Below are 15,319 nucleotides of genomic sequence, written 5' to 3'. Positions count from 1 at the left end.
TTCCGGTGCCGGGTCCGCCCGGCGCCGTGCACGACCGGCCCCGGCACCAATCGGGGCCCAATAACCCAAGGTTCATCATCGGGAGGATTTCCATGAACCGTCTTTACACATCCAGCACGGCCATCGGCCTTGCGCTCATGATCGGGGGCACCCCCGCCTTCGCCGACATGGAGGCCGCACGCGCCTTCCTCGACGAACAGATCGAACGCTCGACCCTGTCCCGCGCGGACCAGGAAGCCGAGATGCAGTGGTTCGTCGACGCCGCCGAACCGTTCCAGGGCATGTCGATCAACGTGGTGTCGGAAACCATCGCGACCCATGAATACGAAAGCCAGGTGCTCGCCCCCGCCTTCACCGCCATCACCGGCATCGAGGTCACCCATGACCTGATCGGCGAAGGCGACGTGGTCGAACGGCTGCAGGTCCAGATGCAGACCGGCGAGAACGTCTATGACGCCTATGTCAACGACAGCGACCTGATCGGCACCCACTGGCGTTACCAGCAGGCCCGCAGCCTGACCGACTGGATGGCCGGTGAAGGCGCGGACGTGACCAGCCCGACGCTGAACCTCGACGACTTCATCGGGCTTCAGTTCACGACCGGCCCGGACGGCGATCTGTACCAGCTGCCCTCGCAGCAGTTCGCCAATCTCTACTGGTTCCGCTACGACTGGTTCAACGACCCCGAAATCCAGGCCGAATTCCGCGACGAATACGGCTACGACCTCGGCGTGCCGGTCAATTGGGCAGCCTATGAAGACATCGCCGAGTTCTTCACTGGGCGCGAGATCGACGGCCAGACGGTCTATGGCAACATGGACTACGGCAAGAAGGACCCGTCGCTCGGCTGGCGCTTCACCGACGCGTGGATGTCCATGGCCGGCATGGGCGATGTGGGCGAACCCAACGGCCTGCCCGTGGACGAATGGGGCGTGCGCGTGAACGAAGCCTCGCAGCCCACGGGCTCCTGCGTGTCGCGCGGCGGGGCCACGAACAGCCCGGCGGCCGTCTATGCCATCGAGAAGTACAAGTACTGGCTGGAAAACTTCACGCCGCCCGCCGCGGCCGGCATGACCTTCTCCGAAGCGGGTCCTGTCCCCGCGCAGGGCAACATTGCCCAGCAGATGTTCATGTACACGACCTTCGTGCCCTCGCTGGTGCAGGAAGGCCTGCCGATCATGAACGAGGACGGCACGCCGAAATGGCGCCTCGCCCCCAGCCCGCACGGGGTCTACTGGGAAGAAGGCATGAAGGTCGGCTACCAGGACGTGGGGTCGTGGACCATCCTCGACAGCACGCCGGATGACCGGGCAAAGGCCGCGTGGCTCTATGCCCAGTTCGTGACCTCGCAGACGGTGGACGTGGAGAAATCCCATTACGGGCTGACCTTCATCCGCGAATCCACCATCCAGCACGAAAGCTTCACCGAGCGCGCGCCGCGGCTTGGCGGTCTGGTGGAATTCTACCGCTCGCCGGACCGGGTGCGCTGGTCGCCCACGGGCACCAACATCCCCGATTATCCGCGCCTCGCACAATTGTGGTGGCAGAACATCGGCGATGCATCCTCGGGCGCGAAGACCGCGCAGGAAGCACTCGACGCGCTCTGCGAGCAGCAGGAAGAAGTGCTGGAACGTCTCGAACGCGCGGGCGTCCAGGGCGAGCTTGGCCCGAAGCTGAACGAGCCGCAGGACCCGGAATACTGGCTGAGCCAGCCGGGCGCGCCGAAGCCCAAGCTCGAGAACGAGGACGAAGAGCCGATCACCGTCGGCTATGACGAACTGGTGTCGCGCTGGCAGCAGGGCGGCTGATCGGCCGGAACAGCCGGATCGCCTGATCCGGCCTGCCGGGGCGCCTTGCAACGGGCGCCCCGGTTCGTATCCTCGCCCTGCCGAACGGGGCGGCGGGACCTGCGGGCAACGCCAAGACATGATCCGGAGGAGCGGCCCGGCCCTGACCGGCCGCCAGCGGACGACACGAGACGACATCGGGGGCAGTTCCATGACACTCATTCTCGCCATCGACCAGGGCACCACGTCGAGCCGCGCGATCCTGTTCGACGCCGACATGCGGATCGTCGCCAGGGCGCAGGAGGAATTCGCCCAGCACTATCCCGATGGCGGCTGGGTGGAACACGACCCGATGGACCTTTGGTCCACCACGGCGGGCACCTGCCGCGAGGTGCTCGAACGCGCGTCGGTCAGCCCGCGCGACGTCGCCGCCATCGGCATCACCAACCAGCGCGAAACCACCGTCGTCTGGGACAAGGAAACCGGCAAGCCGATCCACAACGCCATCGTCTGGCAGGACCGCCGCACCGCCGAATTCTGCCGCGAGATGCGCGAGGCCGGGCACGAGGCCACGATCACCGAAAAGACCGGTCTGCTGATGGACCCGTATTTCTCGGCCACGAAGCTGAAATGGATCCTCGACCACGTCGACGGCGCGCGCGACCGCGCGAAACGGGGCGAATTGCTGTTCGGCACGGTGGACACATGGCTGATCTGGCGCATGACCGGTGGGGCGGCCCATGTCACCGATGCGACCAATGCCTGCCGCACGATGCTCTACGACATCCACAAGGGGCGCTGGTCCTCGACCATCTGCAAGCTTCTGGACATCCCGATGGAGATGCTGCCCGAGGTGCGCGACTGCGCGGGGTCCTTCGGGGAAACGCGCCCCGATCTCTTCGGTCACGCGATCCCGATCCTCGGCGTGGCGGGCGACCAGCAGGCGGCGACCATCGGGCAGGCGTGTTTCGCGCCGGGGATGCTGAAATCCACCTACGGCACGGGCTGCTTCGCGCTGATGAATACCGGCGACGTGCCCGTGACCTCGACCCACCGGCTGCTCACGACCGTCGCGTATCAGTTCGACGGCAAGCCGAGCTATGCGCTCGAAGGGTCGATCTTCATCGCGGGCGCCGTGGTGCAATGGCTGCGCGACGGGCTGAAGGTGATCCGCGCCGCACCCGAAACCCAGCCGCTTGCGGAAACCGCCGATCCGAACCAGAACCTGATCCTCGTGCCTGCCTTCACCGGGCTGGGCGCGCCCTACTGGAACCCGGACTGCCGCGGCGCGATCTTCGGGCTCACGCGCAACTCCGGTCCGGCGGAGTTCGCCAAGGCCGCGCTGGAAAGCGTGGGCTTCCAGACCCGCGACCTGCTGGAGGCGATGGCGGCGGACTGGCAGGCGGATGGCGCGGGCGACGTGCTGCGCGTCGATGGCGGCATGGCCGCGTCGGACTGGGCGATGCAGTTCCTGTCCGACATCCTCGGCGCGCCGGTGGACCGCCCCGAGATCACCGAGACGACGGCGCTGGGGGCGGCGTGGCTCGCGGGCATGCAGAAGGGCGTGTATCCCGGCCGGGACGAGTTCGCGGCGACATGGCGGCTGGAACGGCGGTTCGAGCCGACCTTCACCCAAGCCGACCGCGACGCGCGCTACGCCCGCTGGCAAGCCGCGGTGCAGGCCACCATGGCGGTGTGACCGCCGGTCCGCGCAGCGGCAAACCCTCCGGTGGAGGGTTCGAGGCCGGAACGCGCCAAGCGCCGGACAAGCCCGACGCAGGCAGCACATCCTGGGCAACCCGGACGGGCAGGGCGATAAACCGGGCGAGGGGGGCTCCCGCCCGTCGGCGTCGTCTGGCGACGACCCCTCCCGTTGGGCCCGGCCCGGCCACGCGTGCCGCGCGTCCGGGCGGCACCTCCCGTGGTTGACCTTGCGCGCCGCGCCGCCCGGAACAGCGGCTTGCACGCGGGCCGTAGGTGGGCCATCCCATGCACGCAACTGACCGGAGACAGCCATGCATATCCTTTTCACCGGCGGCACGGGCAAGGCCGGGCGCCATGTCATCCCCGAACTTCTCGCACGCGGCCACAGCGTCGTGAACCTCGACCTCGTCCCGCTCGACCACCCGGAGGTGCCGACCCTCATCGCCGACATCACCGATCTCGGGCAGGTCGTCTCGGCGCTCACCAGCCACGGCCAGCTTTCCGACCTCGAAGCCGGCACCCCGCCGCGCCCCTTCGACGCCATCGTCCATTTCGCCGCCGTCCCGCGCATCCTGATCCGCCCCGACGCCGAAACCTACCGCACCAACACCACCGGCACCTTCAACGTGCTCGACGCCGCCACCCGCCTCGGCATCCGCCGCATCGTCTTCGCCTCCTCGGAAACCACCTACGGCGTCTGCTTCGCCGAAGGCCCCATGGACCCGCCCGAAATCCCGCTCACCGAAACCACCCCCACAGCCCCCACCGACGCCTACGCCCTGTCGAAGCTCTGCAACGAGACGACCGCCGCGGGCTTCCAGCGCCGCACCGGCGCCGACATCTACGGCCTGCGCATCGGCAACGTGATCGAACCGCACGAATACGCCACCCTCTTCCCCGGCTTCTTCGCCAACCCCGACCAGCGCCTGCGCAACGCGTTCTGCTACATCGACGCCCGCGACCTCGGCCAGATCGTGCACCTGTGCCTGACCACCCCCGGCCTCGGCTACCAGGTCTTCAACGCCGGGAACGACGGCAACTCGGTGGCCCTCACCACGCCCGAGATCGTCGCCCGCTACTACCCGAACGTGCCCCGCACCCGCGACATGGGCGAGCACGAGGCGATCTACTCCAACGCCAAGATCCGCGAGATGCTGGGCTTCGCCGAGGAACACCCCTGGACCCGCTACGTCAGCCTACCCGCCTGACCCGCATCCTGATCCCCACCCGGCGGCGTGAACGCGTCCCGCGCCGCCGCCGCCACGGGCCGCATCGCGCAGCCCTCCACATGCTCGTTCACCAGCCCCATCGCCTGCAGGAACGCATGCACCGTGGTCGGCCCGACGAAGCGCCAGCCCCGTCGCTTCAGTTCCGCCGACAGCGCCACCGACGCGGGCGAGGTCGCGCGCACCGCCGCCGCGGGCCGGTCCTCCAGCGGCTCGAAGGACCACACGAAGGCGCCAAGCGACCCGGCCTCCGCAACCAACTCCCGGCAGCGCGCGGCGTTGTTGATGACCGCCGCGATCTTGCCCCGGTGCCGCACGATGCCCGCATCCCCCAGCAGCCGCGCCACGTCCCCGTCGTCGAACCGCGCCACCGCGTCGATATCGAACCCGGCAAAGGCCGCCCGGAAATTCTCCCTCTTGGCGAGGATCGTGCGCCAACTCAGCCCCGACTGGAAACTCTCGAGGCATATCTTCTCGAACAGCCGCCGGTCGTCCGCCACCGGAAAGCCCCATTCCGCGTCGTGATAGGCGAAGAACTCCGGCGCGGCGGCGCACCAGCCGCAGCGCGGGCGCCCGTCCGGGCCGGGGACCGTGCCGCTCATCCGGTGATCTCGAAGCCGCCGGTCGCGGGCGGGTCTGCCGGGGCGGTCGCCACGCTGTCCACCCGCGCGGAGGGCGGCCCGTCATGGAGCGCCGCGACCATCCCCGCCACCGCGTCGCCGGGCCCGTGCAGGAGTGCGGTGACCGATCCGCCCGCCTCGTTGCGCACCCAGCCGCGCAGCCCCCGCGCGCGGGCCTCCGATTGCGTCCACGCGCGAAAGGCCACGCCCTGAACCTTGCCGGTGATCGTCGCTGTCAGGGTCATCTGGTCCATGCGCGCAGCCTGCCAGAGCGCCCCGCCCCGGTCCACCCGGCAAACCTGCCGGATCGGGTCTTGATGCCGACGCGGACGAAGAGTCGGAAGCCGAGGCCCGATCCCGGCCTTCACCTGAGGGCGCGCGACGGCAGAACGGCGCCATCGGGCCCCGCCTTTTCGAAAAATCCCACTTGTTCTCCAAAATTCACGGAATGGCAGGCTTCTGCAAAGCGCCGATTTTTCCCAAATTATCAAGGGCCGCCTCAACGCAATTATCCCAAGCCGCTTTGGAAGAAAAACTCACCAATTGGTATCTTTCCAACTCACTGTCGTCTACGCCCTCACCAATAATCCGCTTCAAAATGTAGTACATGCGAGTTGCTGTATACTTTCTGTGTGTATCGGATTCATTGTCGCGCAAACGTAGAATCTCTGCTATCCTAGGTAACGTAATCCTCCGGCTCTCAATCGCTAACGCATCATCTGGACTCACGGATCTCAAAATTATCAGAAAGAATGTTAAATCTATCACATGATGATTTCGAGAATCGGCTACTGCGTAGAGAGTAAGGACGCGCTGAAAGATTCTTTGGACGGATCTCAACGTCAGTCGCTCCGCAAAAAACGGCAAACAGGCAATGTCAAAGCCATTCTTTAATATCCCAATTATTTCAGAATGGTATCCTTCGCTTTCAACATATTCAACCATTTTCTCATAGTAAACAAGGCTGGCCTTGCTATTGCGGATCTCCGGAATTGACAATTGCAGGCTTATAAACTTCTGAAGGTATAGCCTCCCATTTACAGATCTGCCATATCTATGGCTCACCGAGGCCGCTAAAACATCAACATTTACACCGAGCAAAAAATGAACTCTACTTTCGCCAAAAAGATGCTTTGCAACTTCTAGCATCGCAAGCGCGTAATCAGGCCTGCAGCGGTCGAGCTCGTCAATAATGATTATGAGTCTTCTCTCAGAAGCAACGACTCGAAGCGCTGCTCTGAACTCCTCCATCGCTGCTATACGTGATTCCTCTGCGTCCCATAAGCGCGATGCTATTTCCTCAGATTCAGCTGCAATGCCTGAAATTATTTCCGAAATAACGGACGAGCCGAAATTCGAAACTCCAGCTGATAGTGCGCCTGACAAAATTCTTATCACGGGGAATGCAACTTTTTTAGATGCCGTGACTAAGCTTTCTATCGCCCTGGAAGATTTTTCGCCTTGCTCGCCACAGGAATTATTGACAGCTCTTACCAAGCTTACAAGCGGGTCGCCAAGATAGTCGTGCTGAAAAGCGTTTATATAAACAACCCTATCCTGGCAATACTTTTTTTGATGGTCGTTCTTCCAAATTCTAAGGAAATGCGTTTTGCCAGAACCCCAGGCGCCGTCAATCGCAACAACTAAAGGTTCATCTATTGTTTGAAGCATGTTCGAGAGTCGCTGCGCAAAGCCTCCTCTTTGAAGAAAATCATTATTGGGAGTAAACGATGCATCTGCCTCAACGCACATGTCAGAAAATATCATTGCCACCACCTATTCTGATGCAAGATGCTACTCTGACTGCATCATTTGCCCAGCGCAAGGTTGACATGTTTACTCCCCCTCCGTCCGCACCCGCTCCTTTTCCTCCGCCCGGAACTTTGCGATCCGCGCCTCGGCCACGTTCACCTGTGCGATTCGCATCTGGGCGAAGGTCGCCAGCACCCGGTTGATCCGCGCCTGGTATCCCGTGCCCATCCCACGATAGAACTTGGCGACGCTCTCGTCCACGCGGATGGTGATGCGGACCTTCTTCTCCACCACGTCCACGTCCTGCTCCAGCGTATCCCATGCCTCCGGGATGTGCTTGTCGATCCAGAACGGGATCAGGTCGTCATACTCCAGGTCGCGCACCTCCCCCATCAGCCGCTCGTATGCCAGCCGCGCCGCCTTGGTCTGGCCCGGCTTGGGGGTGCTGCGGTGCAGGTTGCGGGTGGCGTCGCGGCGGGGCATGGGCAATCTCCGGTGTCTCGGTCACGCCCACAGCCTCGTCCAACAGGGTTAACGCACGGCAAAAGCCCCGCGCGCAGGGTCCGACGGGAGTCATACAAGAGTCATACACGAGTCATACGATCCGCCCCTCAGCCCCCGGCGCGGGCCATTGACTGCCCTGTGAAACAGCCGCATATCGGCAGCCATGACCGAGCTTTCGCGCATCCGCAACTTCTCCATCGTCGCCCATATCGACCACGGGAAATCCACCCTGGCCGACCGGCTGATCCAGCTCACCGGCACCGTCGCCGAACGCGACATGCAGGAGCAACTCCTTGATTCCATGGACATCGAACGGGAACGCGGGATCACGATCAAGGCCAACACCGTGCGGATCGAATACCCCGCGCAGGACGGCCACACCTATATCCTGAACCTGATCGACACGCCCGGACACGTCGATTTCGGCTACGAGGTGAGCCGGTCCATGCGCGCCGTCGAAGGCTCGCTGCTGGTGGTGGACGCCTCCCAGGGCGTGGAGGCGCAGACGCTGGCCAACGTCTACCAGGCCATTGAAGCGGATCACGAAATCGTCCCCGTTCTCAACAAGATAGACCTTCCCGCGGCCGATCCCGACCGCGTCCGCGAACAGATCGAGGACGTCATCGGCATCGAGGCCCACGATGCCGTGGAAATCTCCGCCAAGACCGGCCTCGGCATCCCGGAAGTCCTTGAAGCCATTGTGAAACGTCTGCCCCCGCCCCATGGCGGCGACCCCGACGCGCCGCTCAAGGCGATGCTGGTGGACAGCAAGTACGACGCCTATCTCGGCGTCATCGTCATCGTCCGCATCATCGACGGCACCCTGAAGAAGGGCGACCGCATCCGCATGATGAAGACGGGCGGCACCTATGACGTTGACGACGTTGGCATTTACCGGCCCGCCATGACATCGGTGAAGGAACTGGGGCCGGGCGAGATCGGGTACCTGAACGCGTCGATCAAGCAGGTGCGCGATACCCGCGTCGGCGACACGATCACCCATGAAAAACGCCCTTGTGACAAGGCGTTGCCAGGTTTCAAGCCGTCGGTGCCGGTGGTGTTCTGCGGCCTTTTCCCCGTGGACAGTTCCGAATTCGAGGATCTGCGCACCGCCATCGAGAAACTCGCCCTCAACGACGCGTCGTTCAGCTACGAGATGGAAACCTCCGCCGCGCTCGGCTTCGGTTTTCGCTGTGGTTTCCTCGGGTTGCTGCACCTGGAGGTCGTGCGCGACCGCATCGAACGGGAATACGATATCGAGCTGATCACGACCGCGCCGTCGGTCGTCTACCATCTGCACATGAAGGACGGGACGATGCGCGAGTTGCACAACCCCGCCGACATGCCCGACCTGACTCATGTCAGCCATATCGAGGAGCCGCGCATCAAGGCCACGATCATGGTGCCGGACGAATACCTGGGCGACGTGCTGAAGCTCTGCCAGGAACGTCGGGGCATCCAGCTGGACCTGACCTATGCCGGCACCCGCGCCATGGCCGTCTATGACCTGCCGCTGAACGAGGTGGTGTTCGATTTCTATGACCGGCTGAAATCGGTGACCAAGGGTTACGCGTCCTTCGATTACCAGATGGAAGGCTATCGGGAGGACAACCTGCAGAAGATGCAGATCCTCGTGAACGACGAACCGGTGGACGCGCTGTCGATGATGGTGCACCGCGACCGCGCCGAGCAGCGCGGCCGGGCCATGTGCGAGAAGCTCAAGGAGCTGATCCCGCGCCACATGTTCAAGATCCCGATCCAGGCGGCCATCGGCGGGCGCGTGATCGCGCGCGAAACCCTGTCGGCGATGCGCAAGGACGTGACGGCGAAATGCTATGGCGGCGACGCGACCCGCAAGCGCAAGCTTCTGGACAAGCAGAAGGCCGGCAAGAAGAAGATGCGCCAGTTCGGCAAGGTGGACATCCCGCAAGAGGCGTTCATCTCGGCCCTGAAGATGGACAGCTGATCGCGCCGCGCAAGGTGTCATCGCGCACAGAATGGCCGCTGCAACGTGGTTAACACGGACCCTGTGCCAAGGGGGACACCGCGATGCAGACCATTCTCGAAGGCAGTATGCTGATCTTCTTTTCCGTCGGCTGGTACATGTCCATAGCCAAGATGCTGGTGACAGGCGTCGCGGCAGGCAAGAGCAAGTGGTTCGTATCGCTGATATCGGCAGGATACGCGGCGGGAGTCTGTGCCAAGTTGATCGAGGGCAGGGAGACCGGCACCATCGATCCCATCGTGTGGCTCTATGCGTGGAACATGGCGGTCTGCCTGTTCGACCTTGTGCTCGTCATCCATTACAGCCGCCGCGCGAAGCCGGGTATGCGGGGCGTGATGGGCCCCACGAGGTATGTAACGGTCCCGTGAAATCGCATCCCGCGCCCGTCCCGGTCGCCATCCCCGCGTGACAGCCGCACGGGCCTTGTGTAGGCGGGTCGGGGAATGCTATCGCCCGCGATCTGGCTTTTGGGAACGGATACCGCATCTTGGCAACATCACTCTACGGACTTGAGGCTTGGGGGCACGGGCTCGTGTCGATCCTGCCCGATGGCAACGTCGCGCTGACCGATCCGCTGCATCCGGGCAGCGCGCCCGTCGCGCTGCCGACCATCGTGCGCGACCTGAAGGAACGGGGCATCTGCACGCCGATCCAGTTGCGCGTGCAGTCATTCCTCGATTACGGCCTGCACCGGCTGAACGCCGCCTTCGCCGAAACCATCGCGCAGGTCGGCTACAAGGGCCCCTATCGCGGCGTGTTCCCGATCAAGGTGAACCAGCAGTCCGAGGTGGTGTCGCGCATCGTGGAGGTCGGGCAGCAATACGGCTTCGGGCTGGAGGCGGGCAGCAAGCCCGAGCTGATCGTGGCGCTGGCCCAGCCCCTGTCGGAAGACAGTCTGATCATCTGCAACGGGGTGAAGGACGACGAGTTCATCCGGCTCGCCATCCTGTCGCGCAAGCTCGGGTTCAACACGGTCATCGTGCTGGAAAGCCTCAAGGAATTCGAGATCGTCCGCCGCGTGTCCGACGAGATCGGCGTGAAACCCATGCTGGGCGTGCGCGTGAAGCTGACCCAGACCGTGACCGGCAAGTGGGAGGCATCCTCGGGCGACCGGTCCACGTTCGGGCTGGGCACCTACGAGGTCGTGCAACTGATCGACCGGTTGACGGAAACCGGATTTCTCGACTGCCTCGTGCTCCAGCACAACCACCTGGGCAGCCAGGTCCCGAACGTGATCGACGTGCGCCGGACCGTGACGGAAGCCTGCCGTTTCTTCGTCGAGCTGCGGAAGATGGGCGTTCCGCTGACCTATCTCGATCTCGGCGGCGGGCTTGGGATCGATTACACCGGCGAGAAGCGGTCGACCGAGAATTCGGTCAACTACTCGGTCGAGGAATATTGCAGCGCCATCGTGGAAACCGTCGCCTATGCCATGGACGAGGCCGACCTGCCGCACCCGACCATCGTGACGGAATCGGGCCGTTTCGTCGTGGCGCTGTCGTCGATGCTGATCTTCGACGTGCTGGACGCGACCTATTACGACGTGCCCTCGGCCCCGGCGGCGGAGGAGGGCGACCACCATTACGTGACCGACCTGCTGGCGGTGGAAAGCTACCTGGAACCGCGGCGGGTGCAGGAATGTTACAACGACGCGGTCTATTACCGCGACGAGATCCGGGCGCTGTTCCGGCGCGGTGTGATCGACCTGCGCCAGATGGGCCGGGCGGAGCGCGCGTTCCTCTATACCCTGTCGCGCATTGCGCAGATGGACCGGGACCATCGCGGACCGGGCGACCTGTCGGAACAGCTGGAAAGCTACGTGGACTACTACCACTGCAATTTCTCGTTGTTCCAGTCGCTGCCTGATGTCTGGGCCATCGACCAGATCCACCCGGTGATCCCGCTGCAGCGCCATAACGAGGTGCCGACCCGCCGCGCGGTGCTGACGGACATCACCTGCGACAGCGACGGCAAGATCGACCATTTCGTTCTGGCAGACGGGCTGCACCGTGCGTTGCCGGTGCATGACCTGTCCGAGGACGAGGATTACCTGATCGGCGTGTTCTTCGTCGGCGCCTATCAGGAAACACTGGGCGACCTGCACAACCTTTTCGGCGATGCCAACGTGGTGACCATCGCGCTGGACGGGCAGGGCGGCTTCAGCGTTGAGCACGAGACCGAGGGCGACAGCATCGCCGAAGTGATGTCCTACGTGGAATACGACCCGCAGGACTGCCTTGCCGCGTTCCGCAAGCGCGTGGACAACGCCGTGGCGCAGCGCGCGGTCAGCGCGGATGAACGCCGGGTGCTGATCTCGGCCTACAAGGACAGCCTTGCGGGCTACACCTATTTCGAATGAACCCGTGACAAGGGAGAGGGACATGGCAGGAAACGTTCTGGTCGTGGGCGCTGGCGGCGTCAGTTCCGTGGCGGTGCACAAGATGGCAATGAACCCGGAGATCTTCGGGACGATCAATCTGGCGAGCCGCACGAAATCCAAATGCGACGACATCGCGGCGGCGGTGAAGGGGCGCACGGGTGTTGACGTGGCGACCCATGGACTCGACGCGATGGACGTGGCCGCGACCGTGGCGCTCATCAAGGCGACAGGCGCGGAACTGGTCGTGAACCTTGCGCTGCCCTACCAGGACCTGGCGCTGATGGACGCATGCCTCGAAGCGGGCGTTCATTACCTCGACACGGCGAACTACGAGCCCGAGGATGAAGCGAAGTTCGAATACCACTGGCAATGGGCGTATCAGGACAAGTTCAAGGCTGCGGGACTGACCGCGATCCTCGGGTCCGGCTTCGATCCGGGCGTCACGTCCGTCTTCGCCACCTGGCTGCGCAAGCATAAGCTGTCGGGGATCCGGCAGCTCGACGTGCTGGATTGCAACGGGGGCGACAACGGCAAGCCCTTCGCCACCAATTTCAACCCGGAGATCAACATCCGCGAGGTGACGGCGGACGCCAAGCACTGGGAAAACGGCGAATGGGTGGTGACCCCTGCCATGAGCCGCAAGGTCGCGTTCGACTTCCCCGAGGTGGGCGAGAAGAACATGTACCTGATGTATCACGAGGAACTGGAAAGCCTGTCCACCCATTTCCCCGAGATCGAGCGCGCGCGGTTCTGGATGACCTTCGGCGACGCCTATATCAATCACGTCACGGTGCTGCAGAATGTCGGCATGACATCGATCACGCCGGTGGTGCACAACGGGGTAGAGATCATCCCGCTGCAGTTTCTCAAGACCGTGCTGCCCGATCCGGGAGATCTGGGGGCGCTGACGAAGGGCAAGACCTGCATCGGCGACATCGCGACCGGCCCCGCGCAGGACGCGTCGGGCGAGAAGACGTTCTACATCTACAACATCTGCGACCACGAGGAATGTTATGCCGAGGTCGGCAGCCAGGCCGTGGCCTACACGACCGGCGTGCCCGCGATGATCGGCGCAGCGATGTTCCTGCAAGGGCATTGGAACGCGCCCGGCGTGAGGAACATGGAACAGCTTGATCCCGACCCATTCATGGACATGCTGATGACGCAGGGCCTGCCGTGGCAGGTGGTGGAACTGGCCGGTCCGGTCGATTTCTGAAGGTGGCCGGGCGCGCCGGGGCATCGAGCCCCGCCGCACCCGGTCGCTGCGCTCCGGCACCCGTGGCGAGGATGGCACGATGACCCAGATCGACATTGCCGCGGACAGCGCGGAGCGGTTCGCGCGATTCGACCTTTCGCGCGTACCATCGCCCTGTTTCGTGGTGGATGCGGCGCAGATCGACCGCAACTGCGCGATCCTTGGCGACGTGGCGGCCCGGTCCGGCGCGCATGTGTTCCTTGCGCTCAAGGCGTTCTCCATGCCCGCCATGGCACCCGTGGTCATGGCCCATCTGTCCGGCACGGCGGCGTCGGGCCTGCACGAGGCGCGTCTGGGGCGCGAGGTCTTCGGCGGCCATGTCGCCACGTTCAACGCGGGGTTCAAGGCGGATGAGTTGCGCGAGGTTCTGCGCATCTCGGACCATGTGATCTTCAATTCGACGGCGCAGGCCGCGCGGTTCCGACCGCTGGTCGATGAAGCCCTGGCCGATGGCGTCGCCGTCGAGACCGGCCTGCGCATCAATCCTGAACATTCCGAGGGCTGGAACCCGAAATACGACCCGGCCGCGCCTTGTTCGCGGCTCGGCCAACCGGTGTCGAAGGTCGCCCCCGGCGATCTGGCCGGGCTTTCGGGGCTGCACATGCACACCCTGTGCGAGCAGGGTTTTGAGCCGCTCGCGCGAACATGGGACGCGGTGGAGCCGGTGATCGGGCCGTGGCTGCACGATCTCAGATGGCTCAACCTCGGTGGCGGCCATCACATCACGCGCGGGGATTACGACCGCGCGGGGCTGGTGGACCTGATCCGGCACATCCGGGCGACCTACGGCGTGGAGGTCTACCTGGAGCCGGGGGAGGCCGTGGCGCTGCAGGCGGGCATCCTCGTGGGCGAGATCCTCGATCTCTCCGACAACGGCATGCCGCTGGCGATTTCCGACATCTCGGCCACCTGCCATATGCCCGACGTGATCGAAGCGCCCTACCGGCCCGACCTGCTGGGCGAGTTGCCCGAAGGCGAAGGGACGGCGATCCGCGTGGGCGGGCCGTCCTGCCTTGCGGGCGACGTCATCGGCGATTTCCGCCCGGCGGGCGGCTGGGCGGTGGGCGACCGCTTCGCGTTCCTCGACCAGGCGCATTACTCCATGGTCAAGACGAACACGTTCAACGGCGTGCCGCTGCCGGCCATCGCCGTTTGGGACAGCCGGACCGACGATCTGCGGATCGTGCGGCAGTTCGGCTATGACGATTTCCTGAACAGGCTTTGAGGTGCCCATGATCCCGTTTCTCGATGGCGAGTTGTCCGCGGCGGAGCAGGACGAGGCGACGGCCCAGTTTCGCGTGATCCCGGTGCCGCTGGAACGCACGGTGAGCTATGGCGCGGGGACGGCGAACGGGCCTGCCGCGCTGCTGGCCGCCAGCGTTGAACTGGAACGGCTCTGGCGCGGCGGCGAGCCCTGCGCGCAGGGGATCGTGACCGAACCGGCTGTAGATTGCGGCGGAGACATGCACGACGTGATGGCCCGCATCGCGGCGCGGACGCAGGCGGCGGTGGCCGCGGGGCGCGTGCCGGTGGTGCTGGGGGGCGAGCATTCGCTGAGCTATGGTGCCGTGCGCGGCGTGGCTGCGGCATCAGACGTCCCGATTGGCATCGTGCAGATCGACGCCCATGCGGACCTGCGCACGGCCTATCAAGGGCACCGCCATTCCCATGCATCGGTGATGCAGTTGCTGGCCGAGGAGGACGGGATCGCCATCGCGCAGTTCGGCATCCGTGCGCAATCGAGCGACGAGGTCGCGTTGCGCGACCGGCTTGGCGTGCTGCAATGGGATGCGGAAACGCTGGTCAGCGGCAACCTGCACACGGTGGACCTTCCCGACGATTTTCCGGAACTGGTCTATGTCAGTTTCGACGTGGACGGGCTCGACCCGTCGGTGATGCCGGATACGGGCACGCCGGTGCCGGGCGGACTCGGCTTCTGGCAGGCGCTGCACCTGGTGGAACACGCGCTCAAGGGGCGGCGGCTGGTGGGCTGCGACGTGGTCGAGCTTGCGCCGACGCCCACCAGCACCGTGTCCGATTTCACCGCCGCCCAGATCGCCTATGCGCTGATGGCGATGGCCTGATC

The 15,319-nt window shown here is 64.4% G+C and carries 13 protein-coding genes; 9 read left to right on the top strand and 4 right to left on the bottom strand.

Translation table 11 applies throughout. The annotated features are described in order from the left end of the window. The first annotated feature begins 92 nt into the window (after window positions 1-92). The 3 genes from DDE13_RS07335 (at window position 93) to DDE13_RS07325 (ending at window position 4,699) form a co-directional block, all read left to right on the top strand. Window positions 93-1,808, top strand: a complete 1,716-nt coding sequence (locus tag DDE13_RS07335) for an ABC transporter substrate-binding protein (RefSeq protein WP_111402969.1) — start codon at window positions 93-95, stop codon at window positions 1,806-1,808. 190 nt (window positions 1,809-1,998) lie between these two features. Next, window positions 1,999-3,486, top strand: coding sequence for a glycerol kinase GlpK (glpK, locus tag DDE13_RS07330; protein ID WP_111402967.1), 1,488 nt, complete (start codon window positions 1,999-2,001; stop codon window positions 3,484-3,486). Window positions 3,487-3,802: 316 nt separating this feature from the next. Continuing rightward, window positions 3,803-4,699 (top strand): NAD-dependent epimerase/dehydratase family protein, encoded by an 897-nt coding sequence (locus DDE13_RS07325; RefSeq protein WP_111402965.1) that lies wholly within the window; start codon window positions 3,803-3,805, stop codon window positions 4,697-4,699. Here DDE13_RS07325 and DDE13_RS07320 read toward each other — a convergent pair. From DDE13_RS07320 to DDE13_RS07305, 4 genes are all read right to left on the bottom strand, one after another. Beyond that, the gene (locus DDE13_RS07320) at window positions 4,678-5,319 is read right to left on the bottom strand and encodes a DNA-3-methyladenine glycosylase I (protein WP_111402963.1); all 642 of its coding nucleotides are present in this window, start codon (window positions 5,317-5,319) and stop codon (window positions 4,678-4,680) included. The genes DDE13_RS07325 and DDE13_RS07320 overlap by 22 nt on opposite strands. After that, entirely contained in the window at window positions 5,316-5,591 is a 276-nt protein-coding gene (locus DDE13_RS07315; RefSeq protein WP_111402961.1) for an acylphosphatase, read from the bottom strand. The genes DDE13_RS07320 and DDE13_RS07315 overlap by 4 nt, the downstream gene beginning before the upstream one ends. A 187-nt stretch (window positions 5,592-5,778) precedes the next feature. Further along, window positions 5,779-7,104 carry a KAP family P-loop NTPase fold protein gene (locus tag DDE13_RS07310; RefSeq protein WP_111402959.1) on the bottom strand — a complete coding sequence of 442 codons (1,326 nt, stop codon included), beginning with the start codon at window positions 7,102-7,104 and terminating at the stop codon, window positions 5,779-5,781. 69 nt (window positions 7,105-7,173) lie between these two features. Further along, complete coding sequence (locus tag DDE13_RS07305; protein WP_111402957.1) at window positions 7,174-7,572, bottom strand: BrnA antitoxin family protein; 399 nt, start codon at window positions 7,570-7,572, stop codon at window positions 7,174-7,176. 184 nt (window positions 7,573-7,756) lie between these two features. Here DDE13_RS07305 and lepA point away from each other — a divergent pair, with 184 nt between their 5' ends. The 6 genes from lepA (at window position 7,757) to speB (ending at window position 15,317) form a co-directional block, all read left to right on the top strand. After that, a complete protein-coding gene (gene lepA, locus DDE13_RS07300) occupies window positions 7,757-9,559 on the top strand; it encodes a translation elongation factor 4 (protein WP_111402955.1) in 1,803 nt (600 codons plus the stop codon). A gap of 83 nt (window positions 9,560-9,642) precedes the next feature. Continuing rightward, window positions 9,643-9,966 (top strand): hypothetical protein, encoded by a 324-nt coding sequence (locus DDE13_RS07295; RefSeq protein WP_111402953.1) that lies wholly within the window; start codon window positions 9,643-9,645, stop codon window positions 9,964-9,966. 119 nt (window positions 9,967-10,085) lie between these two features. Continuing rightward, window positions 10,086-11,957, top strand: coding sequence for a biosynthetic arginine decarboxylase (gene speA, locus DDE13_RS07290; RefSeq protein ID WP_111402951.1), 1,872 nt, complete (start codon window positions 10,086-10,088; stop codon window positions 11,955-11,957). A 22-nt stretch (window positions 11,958-11,979) separates the two neighbouring features. Then, window positions 11,980-13,194 (top strand): saccharopine dehydrogenase family protein, encoded by a 1,215-nt coding sequence (locus tag DDE13_RS07285; RefSeq protein WP_111402949.1) that lies wholly within the window; start codon window positions 11,980-11,982, stop codon window positions 13,192-13,194. Between the two features lie 79 nt (window positions 13,195-13,273). After that, a complete protein-coding gene (locus DDE13_RS07280; protein WP_111402947.1) occupies window positions 13,274-14,458 on the top strand; it encodes a carboxynorspermidine decarboxylase in 1,185 nt (394 codons plus the stop codon). Window positions 14,459-14,465: 7 nt separating this feature from the next. Next, window positions 14,466-15,317, top strand: a complete 852-nt coding sequence (gene speB, locus DDE13_RS07275; RefSeq protein ID WP_111403040.1) for an agmatinase — start codon at window positions 14,466-14,468, stop codon at window positions 15,315-15,317. Window positions 15,318-15,319 lie beyond the last annotated feature (2 nt).

The sequence above is a fragment of the Meridianimarinicoccus zhengii genome (assembly GCF_003254465.1).
GTDB classification, from domain to species: domain Bacteria; phylum Pseudomonadota; class Alphaproteobacteria; order Rhodobacterales; family Rhodobacteraceae; genus Meridianimarinicoccus; species Meridianimarinicoccus zhengii.
Note: the sequence above shows the minus strand (reverse complement) of the source record. Positions and strands in the feature narration are given on the sequence as shown.